The sequence below is a fragment of the Caulobacter sp. GW821-FHT12D05 genome (assembly GCF_058807295.1).
Window position 1 is genome coordinate 1,043,718 of the sequence record NZ_JBXAQO010000001.1, and the last position, 22,912, is coordinate 1,066,629.

20 protein-coding genes and 2 pseudogenes are annotated in these 22,912 nt (G+C 66.4%); 3 read left to right on the plus strand and 19 right to left on the minus strand.

The features are described 5' to 3' along the window. Positions 1 to 99: 99 nt before the first annotated feature. Both tsf and rpsB read right to left on the minus strand, forming a co-directional pair. Positions 100 to 1,038, minus strand: coding sequence for a translation elongation factor Ts (gene tsf / locus AC1RRR_RS04515; protein ID WP_492810896.1), 939 nt, complete (start codon positions 1,036 to 1,038; stop codon positions 100 to 102). Positions 1,039 to 1,192: 154 nt separating this feature from the next. Beyond that, on the minus strand, positions 1,193 to 2,065 hold the full coding sequence (gene rpsB / locus AC1RRR_RS04520) for a 30S ribosomal protein S2 (RefSeq protein WP_492810898.1): 873 nt from the start codon (positions 2,063 to 2,065) through the stop codon (positions 1,193 to 1,195). A gap of 366 nt (positions 2,066 to 2,431) precedes the next feature. On the opposite strand from rpsB, the gene AC1RRR_RS04525 reads away from it, so the two are divergent. Next, positions 2,432 to 3,082 (plus strand): haloacid dehalogenase-like hydrolase, encoded by a 651-nt coding sequence (locus tag AC1RRR_RS04525; RefSeq protein WP_492810900.1) that lies wholly within the window; start codon positions 2,432 to 2,434, stop codon positions 3,080 to 3,082. A 15-nt stretch (positions 3,083 to 3,097) separates the two neighbouring features. On the opposite strand, the gene AC1RRR_RS04530 is transcribed toward AC1RRR_RS04525, so the two are convergent. The 4 genes from AC1RRR_RS04530 to sidA all read right to left on the minus strand — a co-directional run bounded on the left by AC1RRR_RS04530 (position 3,098) and on the right by sidA (position 7,865). Continuing rightward, positions 3,098 to 3,730: a class I SAM-dependent methyltransferase gene (locus tag AC1RRR_RS04530; protein WP_492810902.1), complete on the minus strand. Its 633-nt coding sequence runs from the start codon at positions 3,728 to 3,730 to the stop codon at positions 3,098 to 3,100. 97 nt (positions 3,731 to 3,827) lie between these two features. Then, positions 3,828 to 4,178: a GFA family protein gene (locus AC1RRR_RS04535; protein ID WP_492810904.1), complete on the minus strand. Its 351-nt coding sequence runs from the start codon at positions 4,176 to 4,178 to the stop codon at positions 3,828 to 3,830. A gap of 118 nt (positions 4,179 to 4,296) precedes the next feature. Further along, positions 4,297 to 7,728, minus strand: a complete 3,432-nt coding sequence (dnaE, locus tag AC1RRR_RS04540) for a DNA polymerase III subunit alpha (RefSeq protein WP_492810906.1) — start codon at positions 7,726 to 7,728, stop codon at positions 4,297 to 4,299. Positions 7,729 to 7,775: 47 nt separating this feature from the next. Beyond that, positions 7,776 to 7,865 (minus strand): cell division inhibitor SidA, encoded by a 90-nt coding sequence (gene sidA / locus AC1RRR_RS04545; RefSeq protein WP_156136740.1) that lies wholly within the window; start codon positions 7,863 to 7,865, stop codon positions 7,776 to 7,778. Between the two features lie 167 nt (positions 7,866 to 8,032). Between sidA and AC1RRR_RS04550 the strand changes: the two genes are divergently transcribed. Both AC1RRR_RS04550 and AC1RRR_RS04555 read left to right on the plus strand, forming a co-directional pair. After that, positions 8,033 to 8,989 carry a nucleoside hydrolase gene (locus tag AC1RRR_RS04550; protein ID WP_492810908.1) on the plus strand — a complete coding sequence of 319 codons (957 nt, stop codon included), beginning with the start codon at positions 8,033 to 8,035 and terminating at the stop codon, positions 8,987 to 8,989. 44 nt (positions 8,990 to 9,033) lie between these two features. Next, on the plus strand, positions 9,034 to 10,263 hold the full coding sequence (locus AC1RRR_RS04555; protein WP_492810910.1) for a hypothetical protein: 1,230 nt from the start codon (positions 9,034 to 9,036) through the stop codon (positions 10,261 to 10,263). Here the strand turns inward: AC1RRR_RS04555 and AC1RRR_RS04560 are convergent. The 13 genes and pseudogenes from AC1RRR_RS04560 to nuoL form a co-directional block, all read right to left on the minus strand. Then, positions 10,260 to 10,949, minus strand: coding sequence for an ABC transporter ATP-binding protein (locus AC1RRR_RS04560; RefSeq protein WP_492810912.1), 690 nt, complete (start codon positions 10,947 to 10,949; stop codon positions 10,260 to 10,262). The genes AC1RRR_RS04555 and AC1RRR_RS04560 overlap by 4 nt on opposite strands. Beyond that, positions 10,942 to 12,222, minus strand: a complete 1,281-nt coding sequence (locus AC1RRR_RS04565; RefSeq protein WP_492810913.1) for a lipoprotein-releasing ABC transporter permease subunit — start codon at positions 12,220 to 12,222, stop codon at positions 10,942 to 10,944. Before AC1RRR_RS04565 ends, AC1RRR_RS04560 begins: the two co-directional genes overlap by 8 nt. Then, complete coding sequence (gene proS / locus AC1RRR_RS04570; RefSeq protein ID WP_492810915.1) at positions 12,222 to 13,553, minus strand: proline--tRNA ligase; 1,332 nt, start codon at positions 13,551 to 13,553, stop codon at positions 12,222 to 12,224. Before proS ends, AC1RRR_RS04565 begins: the two co-directional genes overlap by 1 nt. Beyond that, positions 13,520 to 13,621, minus strand: a pseudogene (locus AC1RRR_RS04575) (hypothetical protein); the annotation flags it as partial. The pseudogene AC1RRR_RS04575 and the gene proS, both read right to left, overlap by 34 nt. A 29-nt stretch (positions 13,622 to 13,650) precedes the next feature. Next, positions 13,651 to 13,858: pseudogene (locus tag AC1RRR_RS04580) on the minus strand (hypothetical protein); the annotation flags it as partial. Between the two features lie 18 nt (positions 13,859 to 13,876). Continuing rightward, on the minus strand, positions 13,877 to 14,137 hold the full coding sequence (locus AC1RRR_RS04585; RefSeq protein WP_492810917.1) for a DUF1467 family protein: 261 nt from the start codon (positions 14,135 to 14,137) through the stop codon (positions 13,877 to 13,879). After that, the gene (gene mce / locus AC1RRR_RS04590) at positions 14,137 to 14,553 is read right to left on the minus strand and encodes a methylmalonyl-CoA epimerase (protein ID WP_492810919.1); all 417 of its coding nucleotides are present in this window, start codon (positions 14,551 to 14,553) and stop codon (positions 14,137 to 14,139) included. Before mce ends, AC1RRR_RS04585 begins: the two co-directional genes overlap by 1 nt. A 111-nt stretch (positions 14,554 to 14,664) precedes the next feature. Continuing rightward, complete coding sequence (locus tag AC1RRR_RS04595; RefSeq protein ID WP_492810921.1) at positions 14,665 to 16,344, minus strand: ribonuclease J; 1,680 nt, start codon at positions 16,342 to 16,344, stop codon at positions 14,665 to 14,667. Beyond that, positions 16,344 to 17,129 (minus strand): type III pantothenate kinase, encoded by a 786-nt coding sequence (locus tag AC1RRR_RS04600; protein WP_454718671.1) that lies wholly within the window; start codon positions 17,127 to 17,129, stop codon positions 16,344 to 16,346. The genes AC1RRR_RS04595 and AC1RRR_RS04600 overlap by 1 nt, the downstream gene beginning before the upstream one ends. Beyond that, on the minus strand, positions 17,126 to 17,881 hold the full coding sequence (locus tag AC1RRR_RS04605) for a biotin--[acetyl-CoA-carboxylase] ligase (protein WP_492810923.1): 756 nt from the start codon (positions 17,879 to 17,881) through the stop codon (positions 17,126 to 17,128). The genes AC1RRR_RS04600 and AC1RRR_RS04605 overlap by 4 nt, the downstream gene beginning before the upstream one ends. Next, on the minus strand, positions 17,868 to 19,313 hold the full coding sequence (gene nuoN, locus AC1RRR_RS04610; RefSeq protein ID WP_492810924.1) for an NADH-quinone oxidoreductase subunit NuoN: 1,446 nt from the start codon (positions 19,311 to 19,313) through the stop codon (positions 17,868 to 17,870). The genes AC1RRR_RS04605 and nuoN overlap by 14 nt, the downstream gene beginning before the upstream one ends. Positions 19,314 to 19,320: 7 nt before the next feature. Then, a complete protein-coding gene (locus AC1RRR_RS04615) occupies positions 19,321 to 20,823 on the minus strand; it encodes an NADH-quinone oxidoreductase subunit M (protein ID WP_492810926.1) in 1,503 nt (500 codons plus the stop codon). After that, entirely contained in the window at positions 20,820 to 22,907 is a 2,088-nt protein-coding gene (nuoL, locus tag AC1RRR_RS04620; RefSeq protein WP_492810928.1) for an NADH-quinone oxidoreductase subunit L, read from the minus strand. The genes AC1RRR_RS04615 and nuoL overlap by 4 nt, the downstream gene beginning before the upstream one ends. Positions 22,908 to 22,912 lie beyond the last annotated feature (5 nt).

The following is a 22,912-nucleotide window of genomic DNA, read 5'->3' on the forward strand; positions in this document are numbered from 1 at the left end:
CGCAGCCATACGGCAGGCGCAAAAAGGGCGCGGCGCGCGTCTAGACGCGCCGCGCCCTAATTGTTTGCCAGGAGCCCTAAAAGCTCCCGACGGCAAGCCTTAGGCTTGGCCGGTCATCGAAGCGACTTCGGCGGCGAAGTCGTCTTGCTTCTTTTCCACGCCTTCGCCCAGGGCCAGACGGGTGAAGCCCTTGATGGTGATCGGCGCGCCCAGGGTCTTGCCGGTCTCGGCGACCAGCTGCTCGACGGTCTGGTCCGGGTTCATGACGAAGGCTTGCTTCAGCAGCACGACTTCTTCCAGGAACTTGCGGATACGGCCGTCGATCATCTTTTCGACGACCGCCGGCGGCTTGCCCGACTCCAGAGCCTGTTCGGTGAACACGGCCTTTTCACGCTCGATGGCGGCCGGGTCCAGATCGTCCGGCGACAGCGACAGCGGGGCGGTCGCGGCGACGTGCATGGCGATCTTGCGGCCCAGTTCGCGCAGGGCGGCCTTGTCGCCGGTCGACTCGACGGCCACCAGCACGCCGATGCGGCCGAGGTCCGGCGCGGTGGCGTTGTGGATGTACGAGGCGACGACGCCGTTCTCGACGGTGTGCTTGGCGGCGCGACGGACCATCATGTTCTCGCCGATCGTGGCGATCAGGTTGGTCAGGTGGTCCTGCACGCTCTCGCCGCCGGCCAGCTTGGCGGCGGTGATGGCGTCGACCGAACCGTCGGTGGCCAGGGCGGCGCCGGCGATCTGACGGGCAGCGCCCTGGAACAGGTCGTTGCGCGACACGAAGTCGGTTTCGGCGTTCACTTCGACGGCCGTGGCGGTTTCACCAGCGCCTTGGTCGGCGGTGGCGACGGCCACCAGGCCTTCGGCGGCGGCGCGGTCAGCCTTCTTGGCGGCCTTGGACAGGCCCTTGGCGCGCAGCCAGTCGATGGACGCTTCGATGTCGCCGTTGTTTTCCGACAGCGCCTTCTTGCAGTCCATCATGCCGACGCCGGACTTTTCGCGCAGTTCTTTGACGAGGGCGGCGGTGATCTCAGCCATCGAAAATCTCCAGATTCAAACGGTTAGCGACTGGGCTTGGATAGCCCGCCATAGTCTCTAATGCGTATGCGACCGGGCTTGATAGCCCGGTCGCATGTCAGGGTCGCGACGGCTCCCGCGAGCGGCCCAAGGCCGCGCGGGAGCCCGTAGGAAATCAGCCTTCGGCCGATTCCGGAGCCGCTTCGGCGGCGGCTTCAACCGGGGCTTCCGGAGCAGCTTCAGCAGCCGGGGCGGCCTCAACGGCGGCCGGAGCGGCTTCCGGTTCCGGAGCCAGAGCGCGAGCCAGGACCGGCTCGGTCGGGTTCACGGCGGCGCCCAGGTCGACACCGGCGCCGGCTTGGCCAGCGGCCAGGCCGTCGAGGACGGCGTCAGCGATCAGGTCGCAGTACAGTTGCAGAGCGCGGGCGGCGTCATCGTTACCCGGGATCGGATAGGTGATGCCGTCCGGATCGCAGTTGGTGTCGAGGATGGCGACGACCGGGATGTTCAGCTTGCGGGCTTCCAGGATCGCGATCGCTTCCTTGTTGGTGTCGATCACGAACATGATGTCGGGGATGCCGCCCATGTCCTTGATGCCGCCCAGCGACAGTTCCAGCTTGTCGCGCTCGCGCGTCAGCTGCAGCAGTTCCTTCTTGGAACGGCCCAGGGCTTCACCGCCCAGGACGCCTTCCAGCTCGCGCAGACGAGCGATCGAGCCCGAGACGGTGCGCCAGTTGGTCAGGGTGCCGCCGAGCCAGCGGTGGTTCACATAGTACTGGGCGCAGCGCTTGGCGGCCGTAGCGACCGGGTCGCTGGCTTGGCGCTTGGTGCCGACGAACAGCACGCGGCCACCGGCGGCGGCGACTTCACGGACCTTCACCAGGGCTTGGTGCAGCAGCGGGATCGACTGCGACAGGTCGATGATGTGGATGTTCGAGCGCGAGCCGAAGATGTAGCGGTCCATCTTCGGGTTCCAGCGGTGCGTCTGGTGGCCGAAGTGGGCGCCGGCTTCCAGGAGCTGACGCATGGAGAATTCGGGAAGAGCCATCGGGCCTTAATCCTTTTTCCGGTTGAACCTCCGCGGACACCCCCGTTCCAGACCATTCTGGAAGCGGGACCGGAACGGCGACGCCGGGATGTCTCCCCGGTGCAACCGAACGTCCACGTGTGGAATGGCGGCGCAATTAGTCTCTTAGGGACCAAAAGGCAAGCCCTGACCGCATTATCCGTCCGTCTTCGGCCCTTTTCTCGCACCTTGAACGCCCGCTCCGGCGGCTCGAGCGCACGATCATCCCCGAAAAGCCGCGCCCATCCACCGACGCTCCACAGTCCCTCCGCGAAATCGTCGTCGTTCCGACACAGAACCGTGGCGCAATAAATGCGTCTTCACCCTGAAGACGCCGGAGGATGTCTGATGCTGGCGGTCTTCGACCTGGACGGAACCTTGCTGGACGGCGATTCCACGGCCTTGTGGCTCTGGGACCGGGTCAAGCGATCGCCGCTTCGCGCGCTTGCGATCCTGGCGGTCCTGCCGTTGGCCGGGCCGATGGTCGCCCTGCCCCGCACGCGCCGCGCCGGCGCTTCGATCCTGCTGTGGATCGCCACGGTCGGGCTCTGCGAAAACAGCCTGCGGCGGTCCTGTGACAAGTTCGGCGAGTCGTTCCGGTCCGGACACAGCGCCCTGTCCTGGCGCGCCGGCGGCATGGCGGCCTTGCGCCAGCATCTCAAGGCCGGCGATCGCGTCGTGGTGGTCACGGCCGCCCCGGCGCTTCTGGCCCGGGCGCTGATCGGGCCGCTGGGCCATCCGATCGAGGTGCTGGGCACCTCGTTGAAGCCCCGCGCCGGCGGCTGGGTCGCCGACATCCACTGCCGCCACCAACGCAAATGCCAAGCCCTGGCCGAGGCCGGCCATGGCGAGCACTGGGCCTATGCCTATACCGACAGCCTCGATGACCTGCCGCTGCTGCGCGGCGCGGACCGGCCGGTGATCGTCAAGGGCGGCAAGGCGGCCGAGCGACGGCTGTTCCGGGCGGGCCTGGCGAACGGCCGGGCGGCGGCTTGGTAGGCTCGCCCGACGATCTCAAGCTGGCCGGCGTGCGGTGATGGCCAACCAGGGCCTCTGTCCGCCCTCGTAGTCGCCGCCAGCATAGCCCTCGACCGACAACCTCTCCCACGCCGCCGCGCCGCGATAGGCGGCTTCCGCCTCCTCCGCCGAGAGGTAGTTGAAGTAGCGCCCCAAGCCATCTCGCCCCTCGGCGCCGCCGGCCTTGAACGTAGCGACATGCAGCCCACCGGGCTTCAGCGCCCTGAAGATGCGCGACAGGATACAGGGCAAAGCGGGCCGAGGCGCATGCAGCAGACAGGCCTGGGCCCAGACGCCGTCATAGGCCGATGTCGCGTCCAGCTCATCGAACCGCATCACGCGGACGGGGCGGCCCAGCCGCGCCTCGGCCTCCCGCGCCATGGCTTCGCTCCCGTCCGTGGGATCGACCTCGAAGCCCCGGGCCAGCATCGCCGCGCTGTCGCGGCCATCCCCGCAGCCTAGTTCCAAGACGCGAGCGCCTGGTGCGAGGTGCTCGAGAAACGCCTCCAGACGTCGGCTCGCGCCATCACGCCCGCGCGCCGCGTAGGTCCGCGCCTCGTCGGCATAGAACCGCAGCGTCGCGGCGTCATGCGCGACCGGCGCCGGCGCATCGGCGGCGGACGGTCTCATCGACGCCCTCTCGCCGCGGCAGAAAGGGCGACGCCATGATCGCTCGGCGCTTTGGAAGTACCCACGACGAGCATCCTGGTCCGGCGCCCACGCATCGTCAGAACGCCTTGCCGTCCACCTGCTGCGGCTTCAGCGCGAAGACGTCGACGCCGTCCAGAGTGCGGACATTGACCGCCACCATCGCCTGGCCATTCGGCGCGGTTCCGCGACCGAACGACTGGATGCCGCAGGTCTCGCAGAAGAAGTGCGCGATGTTGTGGGTGTTGAACTTGTACTCAGTCAGGGCGTCTTCGCCGCTCTGCAGCTCGAAGGCGTCGGTCCCGGCAAAGCCCAGGATCGAGCCCAGCTTGCCGCAACGCGAACAATTGCAGCTGATCAGGTCCTCCAGACCCATCTCGACCGTGAAGCGCACGCGCCCGCACTGACATCCGCCTTCATGCCTGGCCATCGATCTTCTCCCTGTTCGTGGCCCGCTTCGGGCTCATCCCTGTAAGTTCAATCGGCATCGAAAGTATCGAGGGTTCGAATCCCTCCGTCTCTCTCAATGCAGAAATAGGAAAATATTCCTACACATCTTCCAGCAACGCCACGCCTGGCGCGGTCTTCAGCGCGCCGCGGAGAGCCGCGTCCAGCGAGTACCGCCCCGGCAAGCGGAGCTCGATCTCGCGCCCGCCACCAATCGCGGCGACAAAGGTCACCTCGCCGCCCTTCTGGCCTTGGGCGGGTTCGAGACGCCGCTTGAGCGCCTCGATCTCGGTCGCCGACGGTGACAGGTGCACGCGCAGACCGGCCACGACGTTCTCGATGGCCTTTTCGATCGGCTCGGCGTCGTCGCCGAAGAAACGGACCTCGCCGTCACGGGCCTTGGCGCGGACCTTGATGACCACGGCCTTGCCCGGCTCCAGCACGTCGCGGCACTTGCGCAGGCTCTCGGGCGGGAACAGCACCTCATACTCGCCGGACGGGTCCGACAACGACACGAAGGCGAACTTCTCACCGCTTTGCGAGGCGCGCTCCTGGCGGCGACGAACCACGCCGCACATGCGCAGGGCCTCCATGCCGGCCTCGGCTTGCAGCATGGCCTCGGTGACCAGAGCCACGCGCTTGCGGCGCAGCATGCCGACCACATCCTCCAGCGGGTGACCGGTCAGGTAGAAGCCGACAGCCGACAGCTCCTCGTCCAGCAGGTCGACCTGGTTCCAGTTCTCGGTCTTGGCCAGGCGCGGACGCCCTGCCCCCGGATCCGAGCCGAACAGACCGCCCTGCCCGCCCTGACGGTCGGCATGGCAGCTCTGGGCGTGGGCAATCAGCACGTCGGCCGAGCCGACGATTTGGGCGCGGTTCTTGTGGATCTGGTCGAAGGCCCCGGCCCGCGCCAGGTTTTCGATCGCGCGCTTGTTGACCTGCTTGGGATCGATGCGCTCGACGAAGTCGAAGATGTCGCGGAACGGCCCGCCTTCCTCGCGGATCGCCACCAGGTGCTTCATGGCCTCAAGGCCGACGTTGCGGATGGCGCCCAGGGCGTACAGCACCTCGCCGTTCTCGACCTCGAAGTCGGCGCCAGACACGTTGACGTCAGGCGCGCGCACCGTGATCTCGAACTTGCGAGCGTCCTGGTGGAAGACCGCCAGCTTGTCGGTGTTCGACAAGTCCAGACTCATCGAGGCGGCGAAGAACTCGACCGGCGTGTTCGCCTTCAGCCAGGCCGTCTGGTACGAGATGAAGGCATAGGCGGCGGCGTGCGACTTGTTGAAGCCGTAGCCGGCGAACTTGGCCACCAGTTCGAAGATCGAGCCCGACTGTTCCTCGGGGACGTTCTTTTCCTTGGCGCCGGAGACGAAACGGATCTTCTGGAGATCCATCTCCTCCTTCTTCTTCTTACCCATGGCGCGACGCAGCAGGTCGGCCTCGCCCAGGCTGTAGCCCGCCAGGATCTGGGCGATCTGCATCACCTGTTCCTGGTAGACGATGACGCCGTAAGTCTCTTTCAGCACCGTCTCCAGCGACGGGTGCAGCGTGTCGACGGGTTTGCGGCCGAACTTACAGTCGACGAAGGTGTCGATGTTATCCATCGGGCCCGGACGATAGAGCGAGATCAGCGCGGTGATCTCCTCGATCGAGCCGCAGCGCATCTTGCGCAGCGTGTCCCGCATGCCCTGGCTTTCCAGCTGGAACACGCCGACCGTCTGGCCGGAGGCGAGCAATTCGTAGGTCGTGGTGTCGTCGAAGGGCAGCTTGCCCAGGTCGATCTCGAAACCGCGTTTCTTCAGGTGCTTCACCGCGCGATCCAGCACGGTCAGGGTCTTCAGGCCCAGGAAGTCGAACTTCACCAGGCCGGCGCTTTCGACCCACTTCATGTTGAACTGGGTGGCCGGCAGGTCCGAACGCGGATCCTTGTACAGCGGGGTCAGCTGGGTCAGCGGCCGGTCGCCGATGACCACGCCAGCGGCGTGGGTCGAGGCGTTGCGGAACAGGCCTTCCAGCTGTAGCGCCACGTCCAGACAGGCCGAGACGTTGGCGTCCTCCTTCTTGGCCTGCTTTAGGCGCGGCTCCAGGTCGATGGCCTGGGCCAGAGTCACCGGCGCGGCCGGGTTGTTGGGCACCATCTTGCAGAGGCGGTCGACCAGACCCAGCGGCAGCTGCATCACGCGACCGACGTCGCGCAGCACGGCGCGGGCCTGAAGGGAACCGAAGGTGATGATCTGGGCCACGCGGTCGCGGCCGTACTTCTCCTGCACGTAGGAGATCACCTCTTCGCGTCGCTCCTGGCAGAAGTCGACGTCGAAGTCGGGCATCGAAACCCGTTCGGGATTGAGGAAGCGCTCGAACAGCAGGCCGAACCGCAGCGGATCCAGGTCGGTGATAGTCAGCACCCAGGCGACCAGCGAGCCGGCGCCCGAACCCCGCCCCGGACCGACCGGGATGCCGTGGTTCTTCCCCCACTTGATGAAGTCCGACACGATCAGGAAGTAGCCGGGGAACCCCATCTTCTCGATGATGTTCAGCTCGAACTCGAGCCGGTCCCAGTAGTCCTGTTCGGGCGCCGACATGGTCAGGCCCACGAAGCGCGCCTTCAGGCCCTCGCGCGCCTGGTGGCGCAGTTCCTCGGCTTCGTTGCGGCCGTCGCCTGTCGGGAAGCTGGGCAGAATGGGGTCGCGCTTGTGCACCATGAAGGCGCAGCGACGGGCGATATCCAGGGTGTTGTCGCAGGCTTCCGGCAGATCGGAGAACAGCTTGCGCATGTCCGCCGCCGGCTTGAACCAGTGCTCGGGCGTGACACGGCGACGCTCGTCCTGGCCGACGAACGAGCCGTCGGAAATGCACAGCAGCGCATCGTGCGCGTCGTAGAAGTTTTCCTTGGCGAAATAGACGTCGTTGGTGGCGACGAGCGGGACGTCGTTGTCATAGGCCCAGTTGACCAGACCCGGCTCGGCCGCCGCCTGCTTGGGCAGGCCATGACGTTGCAGCTCGACATAGAAGCGGTCGCCGAACACCCGGTGCATCTCGGCCAAGGCCGCCGAGGCCTCGGCGTTCTTGCCGGCGGCGAACAGGGCGTCGACCGGCCCGTCCGTACCGCCCGACAGCATGATCAGGCCTTCGCTGTATTCGATGACCTTGGCCCAGGGCACGATCGGCTCGGGCAGCTCGGCGCTGTCGAGATAGGCGATCGACGACAGTTCCGAGAGGTTCAGATAGCCCCGCTCGTTCTGGGCCAGCAGCATAATCGTCGGCGCGCGCGCCCAGCGCTCGGTCGGGCCGCCGCCAATGCCGGCGATCGGAATGGCGCAGCCGATGATCGGCTGGACCCCCGCGTCCTTGGCGTAGGACGAATATTCCAGCGCCCCGAACAGATTGGCCCGGTCGGCGATCGCCGCCGCCGGCATGCCGATCGCGGCGGCCAGCTTGCCGATCTGGTCGGCCTTGATGGCCCCCTCGAGCAGCGAATAGGCCGAGCGGACCCGCAGGTGGACGAAACCCTGTCCTTCCGCATCCGCCATGACCGATCTCCGCTACGCGACTCTCACCAGAGCCTCATCTACACGATTCAGGCCACCAGCTGGGCGACCGTGCACATCATCCAGACGAAGCTGGCGACCGACACAAGGGCCAAAGACTCACGCGCGATACGGATCATAAGAGCCTCCACAGATTTCTTGTTTTGTTCCATATTCCGGTTTTGTTCTGTTCACAAGATGTTCCGCGACGTTCCACCGCATTTTCTTTGCCCGAGTCACTGGCTAGCCCGTCCGACGCAGCGATAATCGATATGGCCAAGCCCGCCGGATCGGTTCAGATCGACGCATGCGCCTGATCATCGATACCGACACCGCCGGCGACGACGTCTTCTCGCTGATGCTGGCCCTGACCCGCCCCGGCGTGACCGTCGAAGCCATCACCATCGCCCACGGCAATGTCGGCTTCGTCCAGCATGCCGAGAACGCGCTGGTCACGCTGGAGCAATGCGGCCAGGCCGGGATCCCGGTCTATCTGGGCGCCCAGGCGCCGTTCACCCGCGCGCCGCTGGATGCGGCCTATGTCTTCGGCCACGACGGCATGAGCGACAGCGGTTTCGCCCAGGCCGCCCAGCGCCCCGCCGACGGCCACGCGGTCGATGAGCTGGTACGGCGGATCATGGACGCGCCCGGCGAGATCACCCTGATCGCCCAGGCCCCGCTGACCAACATCGCCCTCGCCTATCTGCGCGAGCCGCGCATCACCAAGGCGCTGAAACACCTGTGGGTCATGGGTGGCACCGACAACGGCATCGGCAACGTCACCCCGGCGGCCGAGTACAATTTCTATGTCGATCCCGAGGCGGCCAAGATCGTCGTCAACGCCGGCTTCAACCTGTCGATCGCCACCTGGACCCTGACGCTGAACGACGGCCTGTGGAGCACCGCCCAGTTGGCCGAGTTGGAAGCCCTGGGCACCGAGAAGGCCCGCTTCTTCACCGACGTGAACCGCGCCTCACTGGCCTTCGCCCGTGAGACCGAGGGGCTGGACGGCAGCCTGCACCCGGACGCCCTCACCTGCGCCATCGCCCTGAACGAAAGCCTGATCCTGGAGGCCGAGGACTGCGTGGTCGACGTCGAGACCCTGGGCGAGCTGACCCGTGGTTATCTCAGCGTCTCGCACTCGATCCTGCCGGATATCGAGATCGCCGACCCGGCCCTCAAGCGCCGGCCGCCCAATGCGCGGGTGATCAAGAAGATTGACCAGGCTGGTTTCTTCGCGGCCATGAAGACGGCCCTGCTTTAACTCAATCGCAGCGGTCTTCCCTCAGACTTCGGATCATGGGGAGAGTGGCTTCGACCGTTGTGGGGACGGCCCTGGTCTTGGCGAGCGCCGGTTCGGCGTGGGCGCAGGCGGACCTGTTCTCGCGCGACACCCTCTCAGGCCTGGTCGATCTGCGCCTGGCGGCGGCCGATGGCGAGACATCCTGGATCGACGGCGGCCTGGGCAAGGCCCGGTTCGGCGACGACCACCAGGGCCTGCGCCTGGGCGAGGCCGCCGTGGTCTGGAACCCGCGCTTTACCGACACCCTGTCGGCCGTGGTCGTGGCCGAGAGCCAGGACGGTCAGCGGCATCTGGTCGATCTGGGCGAAGGCTATCTGGCCTACCGCTCGCGGCCGGGCTCGGCCCTGCGCCTGTCGGCCCGGGCCGGCGTGTTCTATCCGACCATCTCGCTGGAGCATAACGGCCTGGACTGGTCCGTGCCCGACACCATCACGCCATCAGCGATCAACACCTGGGTGGCCGAGGAGACCAAGGTCGTCGGCGTCGAGGCCACGATCCGACGCAGCCTGGCCGGTCAGACCTTCGGCTTCACGGTCGGGGCGTTCAAGAACGGCGACACCTCCGGCACCGAGCTGACCTTCCGCGGCTGGGCGCTGCACGACATCAAGTCGCCGGTCTTTGGCCGCTTCCCGCTGCCGCCGCTGGCCGGGCGCATGGCCTCGCGCCAGGCGCCGTCGACCACGCCGCTGGCCGAGATCGATGGCCGCTTCGGCTATTACGGCCGGATCGAGTGGCGACCGTCGTCGCAGCTGGCCTTCGACGTCTTCCGCTATGACAACGAAGGTGACCGCACCAGCGTCAACGCCGACCGCGAATGGTCGTGGGAGACGCGGTTCTGGAACTTGGGGATGCGCCTCGACTTGGACGCCGTCGCGGTGAAGGCCCAGGTCATGACCGGCGAGACGCTGATGGGCTATTCGAACGCCTTTGGTATCTGGGCCGATGTCGGTTTCGAGGCGGCCTATGTCTCGGCCAGCAAGGCGCTGGGACCGGGCTCGGCGACCGCACGCCTGGACCACTTCTCGACGACCGACCGCACCAATAAGGCCTTCGACAACAATGCCGAGCACGGCTGGTCGGGGCTGGCGGCCTATCGCTGGGACGTCAAGCCGAACGCCCAGATCGTGTTCGAGGCGCTGTATATCGACAGCTTCCGCCGCGACCGCACGCGCTTCGCCCTGGATGCGCGCCAGCGTCAGACGGTCGTGCAGACCGCCTTCCGCCACCAGTTCTAGCTAAACTGCTGCGCTTCCAGGTGGCCGTCTCTCAGGGCGAGCACCCGGTCCATGTAGCGAGCCAGCTCCATGTTGTGCGTGGCGATCACGGCCGCGACGCCTTGCTGGCGGCAGACCTGATACAGCGCCTGGAACACCGCCGCCGAGGTCGCCGGGTCGAGGTTGCCCGTCGGCTCGTCAGCCAGCAGCAGTTTCGGATGATTGGCCAGGGCGCGGGCGATGGCCACGCGTTGCTGCTCGCCGCCCGACATCTGGGCCGGCTGGTGGGTCAGGCGATGGCCCAGCCCTAAGCTTTCCAGCAGCTCCTTGGCGCGCGCCTCGGCGTCCTTGCGGCTCTTGCCGGCGATCGTCAGCGGCATGGCCACGTTCTCGATGGCCGAGAACTCGGGCAGCAGATGGTGGAACTGGTAGACGAAGCCGACCGTGCCCAGGCGGATGCGGGTGCGCACGCGCTCGGACAGCTTGGAGCAGTCGCGGCCTTCCAGGGCCACCAGACCGGCGTCAGGGCGCTCTAGCAGGCCGGCCGAGTGCAGCAGAGACGACTTACCCGAGCCCGACGGCCCGATCAGGCCAACGACTTCGCCTGGATAGACGTCGATATCGACGCCGCGCAGCACGGGCAGCGGGCCGGCCTCGGTCTTGTAGACGCGTTCGACCCCGCGCAGGGCCAGGATGGGATCACTCATAACGAAGCGCCTCCACCGGATCGAGACGCGAGGCGCGCCAGGCCGGCGGCAAGGTCGCCAGGATGCTGAACAGGGCCGACAGGCTCACGATGCCCGCGACCTCGGTCCAGTCGATCTTCGCCGGGATGTGCGAGAGCATGTAGACGTCGGCGCTGAACACGGCCGTGCCGGTGACCCATTCCACGAAGTTCTGGATCGGGGTGATGTAGGCGCAGAACACCACGCCCAGGGCCAGGCCGCACACGGTGCCGGCCACGCCGATCGAGGCGCCGGCCATCACGAAGATCCGCAGGATCGCGCCCTGCCCCGCGCCCATGGTGCGCAGGATGGCGATGTCCTTGCCCTTGTTCTTCACCAGCATGACCAGGCTGGAGATGATGTTCAGGGTGGCGATGGCGACGATGCAGCCCAGGATTAGGCGCATGACCTTCCGTTCGACCTGCAGGGCGGTGAAATAGCTGTGGTTCTTGTCCTGCCAGTCGCTGACCAGGGCGCCGGGGCCGCTGGCGACCTCGACATCGTGCTTTAGTTCCTTGGCCTTGTCGGGGTCATCGAGCTTGATCTCGACATAGTCCACCGAGGTGTCGCGACCGAAGAACAGCTGGGCTTGCTCCAGGGGCATGTAGACGAAGGCCTCGTCGAACTGGCTCATGCCGACGCTGAAGACGCCGCCAACGATGTAGTTCTTTTCCTGGGTCGAGCTGCCGAACGCGGTGGACGGACCCGAGGGCGAGATCAGGGTGATGGGGTCGCCGGGCTGCACACCCAGGCTCTGGGCCATGCGATCGCCGATCAGCACGATCTCGCCGCCGTACTCGCCGACGCCGAAGCCGTCCATCGAGCCCTTCTTGATGTTGCTGGCGATCAGCGACATGTGCCGCAGGTCCGAAGTGGTGACCCCGCGCACGATGGCGCCGGTCACCTGGGTCGGGCCCAGCACCATGGCCTGAGCCTCGACCATCGGCGCGGCCTGGATGACGCCCGGCGCGGCCCGGATCCGGCGGATCACGGTGTCGCGGTCCGGGCCGTTGATCATCGGCGACTGGGCGTAGAGGTGACCATTGAAGCCCAAGATCCGGCCCAGCAGCTCGGCGCGGAAGCCGTTCATGACGCTCATCACGGTGATGAGGGCGAAGACCGCCAACATCACCGCGCTGAACGAGATGACCGAGATCAACGCCACGCCGCCGTTCTTGCGCTTGGCGAACAGATACCGGCGAGCGACGGAGCGCTCCCAGCGACTGAAGGGACCGGCGGCGCGGGCGTCTGGCATCAGGCGGTCTTGCTCTTGGTCAGGCCGTCGAGGACGGAGTCCAGCGAGGCGGTGTGGCGCTCGCCGGTCTTGCGGTTCTTGATCTCGACCACGCCCTCGGCGATGCCCTTGGGGCCGACGATCAGCTGCCAGGGCAGGCCGATCAGGTCCATGGTGGCGAACTTGGCGCCGCCACGGGCGTCGGTGTCGTCGTACAGGACGTCCTTACCGGCCGCCTTCAGCGCGTTGTAGGCGGTCTCGCAAGCCGCGTCGCAGGCTTCGTCGCCCTGGCGCATGTTGACGATGCCGACGTCGAACGGCGCGACGCTTTCCGGCCAGATGATGCCGCCCTCGTCGTGGCTGGCCTCGATGATCGCGCCCAGCAGGCGCGAGACGCCGACGCCGTAGCTGCCCATCTGGACCGGGGTTTGCTGGCCGTCCGGCCCTTGGACCGTGGCCTTCATCGGCTCGGAATACTTGGTGCCGAACGAGAAGATGTGGCCGACCTCGATGCCGCGCGCCGACAGGCGGTCGCCTTCCGGCAGCGCGTTGAAGGCGGCTTCGTCGTGCATTTCCTCGGTCGCGGCGTACAGCGCCGTGCGCTGGTTCACCAGCGGCTGCAGGTCGCCGTTGATCCAGTCCAGATCCGGCCCCGGAGCCGGCATCTCGACCAGGTCCTTATGGCAGAAGACGGCGCTTTCGCCGGTCTCGGCCAGGACGATGAACTCGTGGCTGAGGTCGCCGCCGATCGGGCCGGTGTCGGCGCGCATCGGCACGGCCTTCAGGCCCATCCGCGCGAACAGGTTCAGATAGGCCACGAACATGCGGTTGTAGGACTTGCGCGCGCCCTCGGCGTCGAGGTCGAAGCTGTAGGCGTCCTTCATCAGGAACTCACGGCCGCGCATCACGCCAAAGCGCGGACGGCGCTCGTCGCGGAACTTCCACTGGATGTTGTAGAGGTTCTTGGGCAGGTCCTTGTAGCTCTTGACCGAGGCGCGGAAGATGTCGGTGACGACCTCTTCGGCCGTCGGGCCAAACAGCAGCTCGCGCTTGTGGCGGTCGGTGATGCGCAGCATCTCGTCGCCATAGTCGTCGTAACGACCGCTTTCGCGCCACAGCTCGGCCAGCTGGATGGTCGGCATCAGCAGCTCGATGGCGCCGGCGCGATCCATTTCCTCGCGGACGATCTGCTCGATCTTGTTCAGCACACGCAGACCCAGTGGCAGCCAGGCATAGATGCCCGCCGCTTCCTGGCGGATCATGCCGGCGCGAAGCATCAGCTGGTGCGAAACGATCTGGGCGTCGGACGGTGCTTCCTTCAGCACCGGCAGGAAATAGCGCGACAAGCGCATGCGCGTGGAAACTCCGGGAATTCGAGAAGGGCCTGAGATAGCCCCTCCCCCGACAGCTTGGCAACGCGCGAGGCTAAACTAAGGCTCCACCGTGGAAAAAAGAGAGGCCGCGCGGATCGCCGCGCGGCCTTTCAAGTCATCGTCGGGGAAGACGCCACAGAGCGAGACCGGCTAGGCCGATCTCCTGAAGTCACCTTACCGACCGAACGGGTGTTGGGGCACGACCATCCATGGGAAGCGCTAACAATGAGGCGGTTCGCCCAAGGCTTGGGCGAATGCAGGCAAATCGACCGCATCGCGCCCAAGGCTTGTGCATTCGCACGTCAGATGGCGGCCGGAAGATCCGGCAGAGTCACCAGGTGAAAGTGCACGATCACGAAGAACACCACGAACACGATGGCCGAGACCCAGGTCGTGGTGATGAACTTGCGCTTCAGGTTCGGATTGACCGGCGCGCCGGGATCCGCGCCCGGCGGCGGCGTGATCCCCGCCTCGTGGAAGCTGCGCGAGCCCAGCGGCAGCACGGCGAACAGCACCGTCCACCAGATGGTCAGGTAGATGGCGAACCAGGTGATCGGGCTCATCAGTGAGCGTCCTTAGGGGTTTCCATGAGCTCGACCAGCAGGCCGCCCATGTCCTTGGGGTGAACGAAGATGATCATCGTGCCGTGGGCGCCGATGCGGGGCTCGCCCAGCACGGTCGCTCCCTTGGCCACCAGGTCATCGCGGGCTTCGTAGATGTTCTCGACCTCGAAGCAGATGTGGTGCTGGCCGCCCTTGGGGTTCTTGGCCAGGAAGCCATGGATCGGCGAGGTCTCGCCATAGGGCTCGATCAACTCGATCTGGCTGTTGGGCAGGTTGACGAAGCAGACCCAGACCCCCTGCTCGGGCATCGCCCACTTCTCGGTGACCGAGGTGGCGCCCAAGAGGTCGCGGTACATCTTCACCGAGTCGTCGATCGATGGCGTGGCGACGCCGACGTGGTTGAGCTTGCCGATCATCCTAGAGAGCTCCCGCTGCGCTTTTCTGGTCTTTGCCGATTGGCCTAGCACCAGGTCCGCGACGCGGAAAGATAGGGCGACCACGGCGTTTCCGTGGCCGCCCTACCCTCATCAGATCCGCAGGACCGTCGTCTCGACGACCGGCTTGCGTTCCCAGATGCGGAACGCGGCCTTCTTCACGGCGCGGGAGATGGCGCTTTCGATCGCTTCGTCCAGCTCGCGGGTGTCGCCCTGCAGCTTCTTGTAGGCGCCCTCGGCTTCCTCGGCGAGGTCATCGAGCGCGTCGTCCAGGCTGTATTCCTCGTCGCCGGTCAGGCCGATGCCGCGCACCTGCGGGCCCGAGACGATCTTGTTGCGACCGTCCAGGACGATCGACACGGCCAGCATGCCGTTGAACGCCGCGTGACGCCGCTCGCGCAGAGCGTCGCCGTTCTCGGGCGTGACCACGCCGCCGTCCACGTACAGACGACCGGCCGGCACCTCGTCGATGATCCCCGGCTGGCCGGGCGCCAGCCGCACCATGTCGCCGTTGCGAGGCGAGACAGCGTGCGGGACCTGCAGGTCCTTGGCGAAGGCGGCGTGCTCGATCAGGTGGCGGCGCTCGCCGTGGGTCGGCACGGCGATGTGCGGACGCACCCACGCATACATCTGGCGCAGCTCTTCACGGCACGGGTGACCCGAGACGTGGATGCCGGGCGTGTCGCGTTCGGTGTGCAGGCGCACGCCGCGGTCGGCCAGCTTGTTCTGCAGGTTGCGGATCGGGATCTCGTTGCCCGGGATGACCCGCGAGGAGAAGACGACGTGGTCTCCCTGCCCCAGCTTCACATGCGGGTGGCTGCCGTCGGCGATGCGCGACAGGGCCGCGCGGGCCTCGCCCTGGCTGCCGGTGCACAGGAAGAGAATCTCGTTCTCAGGCATGTGCTTGGCCTGGTCGTCGGTGATGAAGGGCTCCAGGCCCTGCAGCAGTCCGACCGAGCGGGCGGCGGCGGCCATGCGGTGCATCGACCGGCCGGCCAGGCAGACCTTGCGGCCGCTGGCCTGAGCCGCGCGGATCACGGTGTCCATGCGCGCCACGTTCGAGGCAAAGCACGCCACGGCGATCTTGCCCGACAGGCTCTGGATCAGATTGCCCAGCGCCACGCGGACGTCGGCTTCCGAACCGGCCTCGCCTTCGACGAACACGTTGGTGCTGTCGCAGACCATGGCCAGCACGCCCTCGTCGCCCAGGCGGCGGAGCGCGGCGTCGTCGGTCGGGGCGCCCAGTTGGGGCTCGGGATCGATCTTCCAGTCGCCGGTGTGCAGGATCGTCCCCAGCGGCGTCTTGATCGCCAGGCCGTTCGGCTCGGGGATCGAGTGGGTCAGGGTGATCAGTTCCAGATCGAACGGACCCAGCGAGAACTTGCCGCCCAGCGGCACTTCGGTGATCGACACCTCGTCCAGCAGGTCGGCGTCACGCAGCTTTTCGCGCAGCAGGAAGGCGGTGAACGGCGTGGCGTACACCGGCGCCTTCAGGCGCGGCCACAGCCAGTGCACCGCGCCCAGGTGGTCTTCGTGGGCGTGGGTCAGGACGATGCCGACGATGTCCTTGGCGTAGGGCTCGATGTACGACGGATCGGGCAGGATGATCTCGACGCCGGGCGTCGTCTGGTCGCCGAAGGTCACGCCCAGGTCGACGACGATCCACTTGCGATCGTGCGCCGGGCCAAAGCCATACAGGTTGAAATTCATGCCGATCTCGTTCGACCCGCCTAGCGGCAGGAAGACGAGCTCGTCGTTCTTGGATTTTTTCATCAGGTCTCGGAAACGGTGTTTCGACGATAGATTTCGAGAAGACCCCGTATCGTCAGGTCGGAGTCGAAGTGGTCGATGCTGTCGGTGGCGCCCTCGAACAACGAGGCGACGCCGCCGGTGGCGATGACGGTCATGGGCTCGCCGCGCTCAGCCTTGATGCGCGAGACGAGACCCTCGATCAGAGAGATATACCCCCAGAATACGCCGGACTGCATGGCGGAGACGGTGTCCGTCCCCACGATCCTGTTACCGGCCGGCTTCTGGATGGCGATGCGAGGCAGCTTGGCCGCCGCTTCGTGCAGGGCCTGCATCGAAAGATTGATGCCGGGCGAGATGATGCCGCCCTCGAACGCGCCGTCGGCGGCCACGATGTCGAAGGTGGTGGCCGTGCCGCTGTCGATGACGATCAGCGGGCCCTTGTAGACCATGCCGGCGCCAATGGCGTTGACCAGGCGGTCGGCGCCGGCCTCGGACGGCTTTTCGATGCGCACATCGATGCCCAGCTTGGCGTTCTCGCCGATCACGATCGGCTCGACGTTGAAATAGCGGCGGCTGAGGTTGCGCAGGTTGAAGATCGACTGCGGCACGACGCTGGAGATGATCACCGCGTCGATGGCCCGGAAGCCCAGGCCCTGCATCGACAGCAGCTGCGACAGCCACACCACATATTCGTCGGCGGTGCGGGTGCTCTCGGTCGCCGAACGCCACTGGGCCACCCACGACGAGCCGTCGTGAATGGCGAACATGGTGTTGGTGTTGCCCTGTTCAATGGCCAGCAGCATCAGGCGGCTCCAAAGAAGACGTCGCCGGCGGTGATCCGGCGAACCTGACCGTCATCCAGACGAAGGCGCAGCGCACCGTCGCCGTCCAAGCCTTCGGCGATGCCCTCGACCGTCTCGGTCCCCAGGCGGGCGACGCAAGGCTCGCCCAGGCCGTGGGCGCGGGCCGTCCAGGCGTCGGCGATAGCTGGGAAGCCCAGGGCGCCCCAGGTCCGGAACCAGCGCTCGAACGCGCCGGCCAGGGCCTCGATGGCCTCGGTCGGGTGCGGCGGCGGGATCTCGCGATAGGTGGCGATCGAGGTGGCGGGACGCTCGGCGTCGATCGGCTTGCGGGCCAGGTTCACGCCGATGCCGGCAGCGATCCACAGCCCCCCTTGGGGCGAAGCGCCGGACTCGATCAGGATGCCGCTGACCTTCAGGCCGCCCAACAGCGGGTCGTTGGGCCACTTCAGGCTGACCAGCGAGGCCGGTACGTACTGGCCCAGCATGTCGGCCACGGCCAGGGCGGCGACGAACGAGACCTGGGCGGCCTCGGCCGGCGGCTTGTCGGTGCGGAAGAGCAGCGTGGCGGCGAGGTTGCCCTCGCCCGTTTCCCAGGCCCGACCGCGACGGCCGCGGCCCGACGTCTGGCGGAGGCCGACCAGCCACACGGGGCCGGCCTCGCCCGCCTCAGCCCGGCGACGGGCTTCGGCGTTGGTAGAGTCGATCTCGTCTAAGACGACGACGGGCGGGACGCCCGTCACGTCACGCGTGACCAAAGGCGGCCGCGGCGGCCTTGGCGGCCGGATCCAGCCAAACCAGGGCCACCAGCACGATCGGGAACGAGAAGAACGCGGCCGCATAGCCGACGGCGCGGGCCGAGGGCGACGGCGCGTCGACCGAACCGGTCGAGGCGTCGAACCAGATCGATTTGATCAGGCGCAGGTAATAGAACGCCGCGACGACCGAGCCGACCAGACCGAGGACGGCGGCCCACTGCAGCAGCACGTCGCCGGTGCCCAGGGCAGCCTTGAAGACGTAGTACTTCGACCAGAAGCCCGAGAACGGCGGCAGGCCCAGGGCCGACAGCGAGAACGCCGTCATGGCCAGGGCGATGCCCGGACGTTCCTTGATCAGGCCCGCCATGTCCTCGATCGTCTCCATGGGCTTGCCATCGCGGTTCAGCGCCTGCAGGCAGGCGAAGAAGCCGGTGACGTCGACCATGTAGAGCACCATGAAGACCAGCATCGCGTGCAGGCCGACCTCACCGCCGGCGGCGACGCCCAGCAGGGCATAGCCGACATTGGCGATCGAGGAATAGGCCCACAGGCGCTTCAGGTTCGTCTGGGCCAGGCCCGCGAAGGCGCCGACGAAGACCGACAGCAGGGCCGCGATCACCAAGATCTGGCGCCATTGGTCGACCGAGCCCGGGAAGGCGTCGCCCAGCACGCGGGCGAACATCATCATGGCGGCCAGCTTCGGCGCGGCGGCGAAGAAGCCGACGACCGGGGTCGGGGCGCCTTCATAGACGTCCGGCGTCCACATGTGGAACGGCGCGGCCGAGACCTTGAACGCCAGGCCGCAGATCAGGAACACCAGACCAAACAGCAGGCCCACGCCGTGCGAACCGCCGTGAGCAGCGGCCAGGGCGATCTGGCTGAAGTGGGTCGAGCCGGTGAAGCCGTAGATCAGCGAGCTGCCGTACAGCAGCAGGCCCGACGACAGCGCGCCCAGCACGAAGTACTTCAGGCCCGCTTCCGACGACTTGGCGTCGTCGCGGCGCATGGCGGCCAGGACGTACAGGGCCAGCGATTGCAGCTCGACACCGACATACAGGCTGATCAGATCGCCCGACGAGGCGGTGACGCCCATGCCCAGAGCGGCCAGGACGACCAGGACGGCGTATTCGAACTTCTGGTCGCCGCGCTGGGCCAGCCAGCGGTCGCCCAGCACCACGGCGATGGCGCTCGAGAGGTAGATGGCCACCTTGGCGTAGGTCGCCGCGGCGTCGGCCGCGTAGACGCCGCCGAAGGCGTGACCGTGCGGGCCCAGCACCGCCGTGGCGGCGGCCGCGACCAGCGAGGCGACGGCGGCCAGGGTGAAGATGGCCCCGACCTTGCCCCGGAAGGCGCCGGCGACCAGCAGAACCAGCGCCGCGATCGCCAGGACGATCTCAGGCAGGACGAGCGAGAAGTGGTCGGAAAAGGTCATTGGCTCCTCACCCGCCCACGGCGGCGCGCCAGGCGCCGACGAGCGCGTCGACGGACGTCGCGGTCAGGTTGAACACGAGATTGGGATAGACGCCCAGGATCAGGGTCATCGCGATCAGCGGCACGAACAGCAGGATCTCGCGAGCGTCCAGATCCGTGATGGTCTTCAGCTCGGGATTGGTGATCTCGCCGAACATGACCCGGCGATACAGGGTCAGGGCGTACATGGCCGACAGGATCACGCCGGTGGCCGACACGATCGCCGTCCAGGTCGAGGCCTTGTAGACGCCGGTCATCGTCAGGATTTCACCGACGAAGCCCGAGGTGCCCGGCAGGCCGACATTGCCCATCGTGAACAGCAGGAACACGAAGGCGTAGTGCGGCATGCGGTTGGTCAGGCCGCCGTAGAAGGCGATCTCGCGGGTGTGCATGCGGTCGTAGACGACGCCGACGCAGAGGAAGAGCGCGCCGGAGATCACCCCGTGGCTCAGCATCTGGAACAAAGCGCCCTGCTCGCCGGCCGCATTGCCCGAGAAGATGCCCATGGTCACGAAGCCCATGTGGGCGACCGACGAATAGGCGATCAGCTTCTTGATGTCGGTCTGACGGAAGGCGACCAGCGAGGTGTAGACGATGGCGATGGCCGACATCGCGAACACCAGCGGCTGGAACATCTCCGAGGCGTTCGGGAACATCGGCAGGCTGAAGCGCATGAAGCCGTAGCCGCCGAGCTTCAGCAGGATGCCGGCCAGGATGACCGAACCGGCCGTCGGGGCTTCCACGTGGGCGTCAGGCAGCCAGGTGTGCACCGGCCACATCGGCATCTTCACTGCGAATGAGGCGAAGAAGGCCAGCCACAGCCAGGTCTGCAGCCAGGGGGCGAACTTGAACGTCATCAGCGTCGGGATCGACGAGGTGCCGGCGATGTTGATCATGGCCAGGATGGCGGCCAGCATCAGGATCGAACCGAGCAGCGTGTAGAGGAAGAACTTGTAGGCCGCGTAGATCCGGCGCTTGCCGCCCCAGATGCCGATGATCAGGAACATCGGGACCAGGCTGAACTCGAAGTAGAGATAGAAGAGGATCAGATCCAGCGCGCAGAACACGCCGATCACCAGGGTCTCAAGGACCAGGAAGGCGATCAGGTACTCGACGACACGCTTCTCGACCGACTTCCAGCTGGCGATGATGCAGATGGGCAGCAGGAACGCGGTCAGCAGGACAAACAGCACCGAAATGCCGTCGACGCCCATGCGGTAGTGGATGCCCGCGAACCAGGCGAAGTCTTCCACGAACTGGAAGCCCGGGTTCTTCGGGTCGAACTGGAGGGTCAGGACGATCGACAGGCCGAACGTGACCAAGGTGGTCACGAGCGCGATCCACTTGGCCAGCGTGTCGGTCTTGGCGCTCTCGCCGTTGAAGGCGCGCGCGGCGAGGATCACCGCGACGCCGACGATCGGCGCGAAGGTCGTAAGGCTGAGAAGGCCGCTCATTAGCTCCGTCCCCCTCAACGGAAGGCGTACAGGGCGAAGGTCAGCAGACCGGCGACGCCGAGCAGCATGACAAACGCGTAGTGGTAGAGATAGCCGGTCTGCAGCTTGCCGGTGCGCTTTCCGATCTCATACGAGAGGTTGGAAACGCCATCCGGGCCCAGCCGGTCGATGATCTTCTGGTCGCCGCCCTTCCAGAACAGGTCGCCGAGGAACTTGGCGAAGCGCACGAACGTGGCCGCGTAGAGTTCGTCGAAGAACCACTTGTTGTAGAAGAAGACGTACAGCGGACCCTTGCGCTCGGCCAGTTTCAGGCCCAGGCGCTCGTTGCCCTTGATCAGGTAGACATAGACCGCGATCAGCAGGCCAAGCAGCGAGGCGATCAGCGGGCTCCACTTCACCCACTCGGCCACTTCGTGCGCCTGGTGCAGCACGTGGTTGGTCGGAGCGGTGTAGATGGCGCCGCGCCAGAACTCTTCCTGGTGATGGCCGACGAAGTAGTCGACGAACACGAAGCCGGCCAGGATCGCGCCCAGCGACAGCACGACCAGCGGGAACAGCATCACCCAAGGGCTCTCGTGCGGCTTGTGGTCGTGACCATGGCCATGGCCGTGGTCGTCGTGCGCGTGGTCATCGGCCAGAGGCTCGTCGTGCGTCTCGTGCGCGGCGCCGTGGTGGGCGTCGTGCGCATGATCGTCGTGAGCATGGTGGTCGTCATGACCCCAGCGGGCCTTGCCGTTGAAGGTGAAGAAGGCCAGGCGCCACGAGTAGAACGAGGTCAGGCCCGCCACCAGCACGCCGATCACCCATGCGAACATGGCGATCGAATTGTGGCCACCAGCGGCGAAGGCCGCTTCGATGATGGTGTCCTTCGAGTAGAAGCCGGCGAAGCCCAGGTGCAGTGGCGGGAAGCCCAGGCCCGTGATGGCGATCGTACCGATCGTCATGGCCAGGAAGGTCACCGGCAGCAGCTTGGCCAGATTGCCGTACTTCCGCATGTCCTGCTCGTGGTGCATGCCGTGGATCACCGAACCGGCGCCCAGGAACAGCAGAGCCTTGAAGAAGGCGTGCGTGAACAGGTGGAACATGGCCGCCTGATAGGCGCCGACGCCGGCCGCGAAGAACATGTAGCCAAGCTGCGAACAGGTCGAGTAGGCGATCACGCGCTTGATGTCGTTCTGGGTCAGGCCGACCGTAGCGGCGAACAGCGCCGTCACCGCGCCGATCACCGTGACGATGTTCTTGGCGACGGGCGCGTATTCGAACATCGGCGACAGCAGGCACAGCATGTAGACGCCGGCGGTGACCATGGTCGCCGCGTGGATCAGCGCCGACACCGGGGTCGGGCCTTCCATGGCGTCCGGCAGCCAGGTGTGCAGGAAGAACTGCGCCGACTTGCCCATCGCGCCGATGAACAGCAGGAAGCAGGCGATGTCCATCAGCGGCCAGGTGTGACCGGCGAATTCCCAGGTCTTGCCGGCGTGGCTGGCGATCATCGGGAACAGCTCGGCGAACTGGATCGTGCCGAAGGCCCAGAAGGTGGTCATGATGCCGAGGGCGAAACCGAAGTCGCCGACGCGGTTGACCACGAAGGCCTTGATCGCCGCGGCGCTGGCCGAGGGCTTCTTGAACCAGAAGCCGATCAGCAGGTACGAGGCCAGGCCCACGCCTTCCCAGCCGAAGAACAGCTGCATGAAGTCGGCGGCGGTGACCAGCGACAGCATGGCGAAGGTGAACAGAGACAGGTACGCGAAGAAGCGCGGCTTGCTGTCGTCCTCGGCCATGTAGCCCCAGGAGTAGATGTGCACGAGGGCCGAGACCGTGGTGACCACGATCAGCATGGTCGCCGACAGGGCGTCGATGCGGATCGACCAGTTGGCCTGGAAGTCGCCGATGCTGATGAACGGCAGCAGGTGGACGGTGAAGGCCTCCATGTGCCCCCAGGTCCACTGGCTGAACGTGTACCAGCTAAGGCCGCAGGCCAGGATCAGCGCGCCGGTGGTGACCGACTGCGAGGCCACGTTGCCGATGCGGCGGCCGAACAGGCCGGCGATGGCCGCGGCGATGATCGGCGCGAAAACGAGAATGGTGACAAGCGTCTGCATGACGT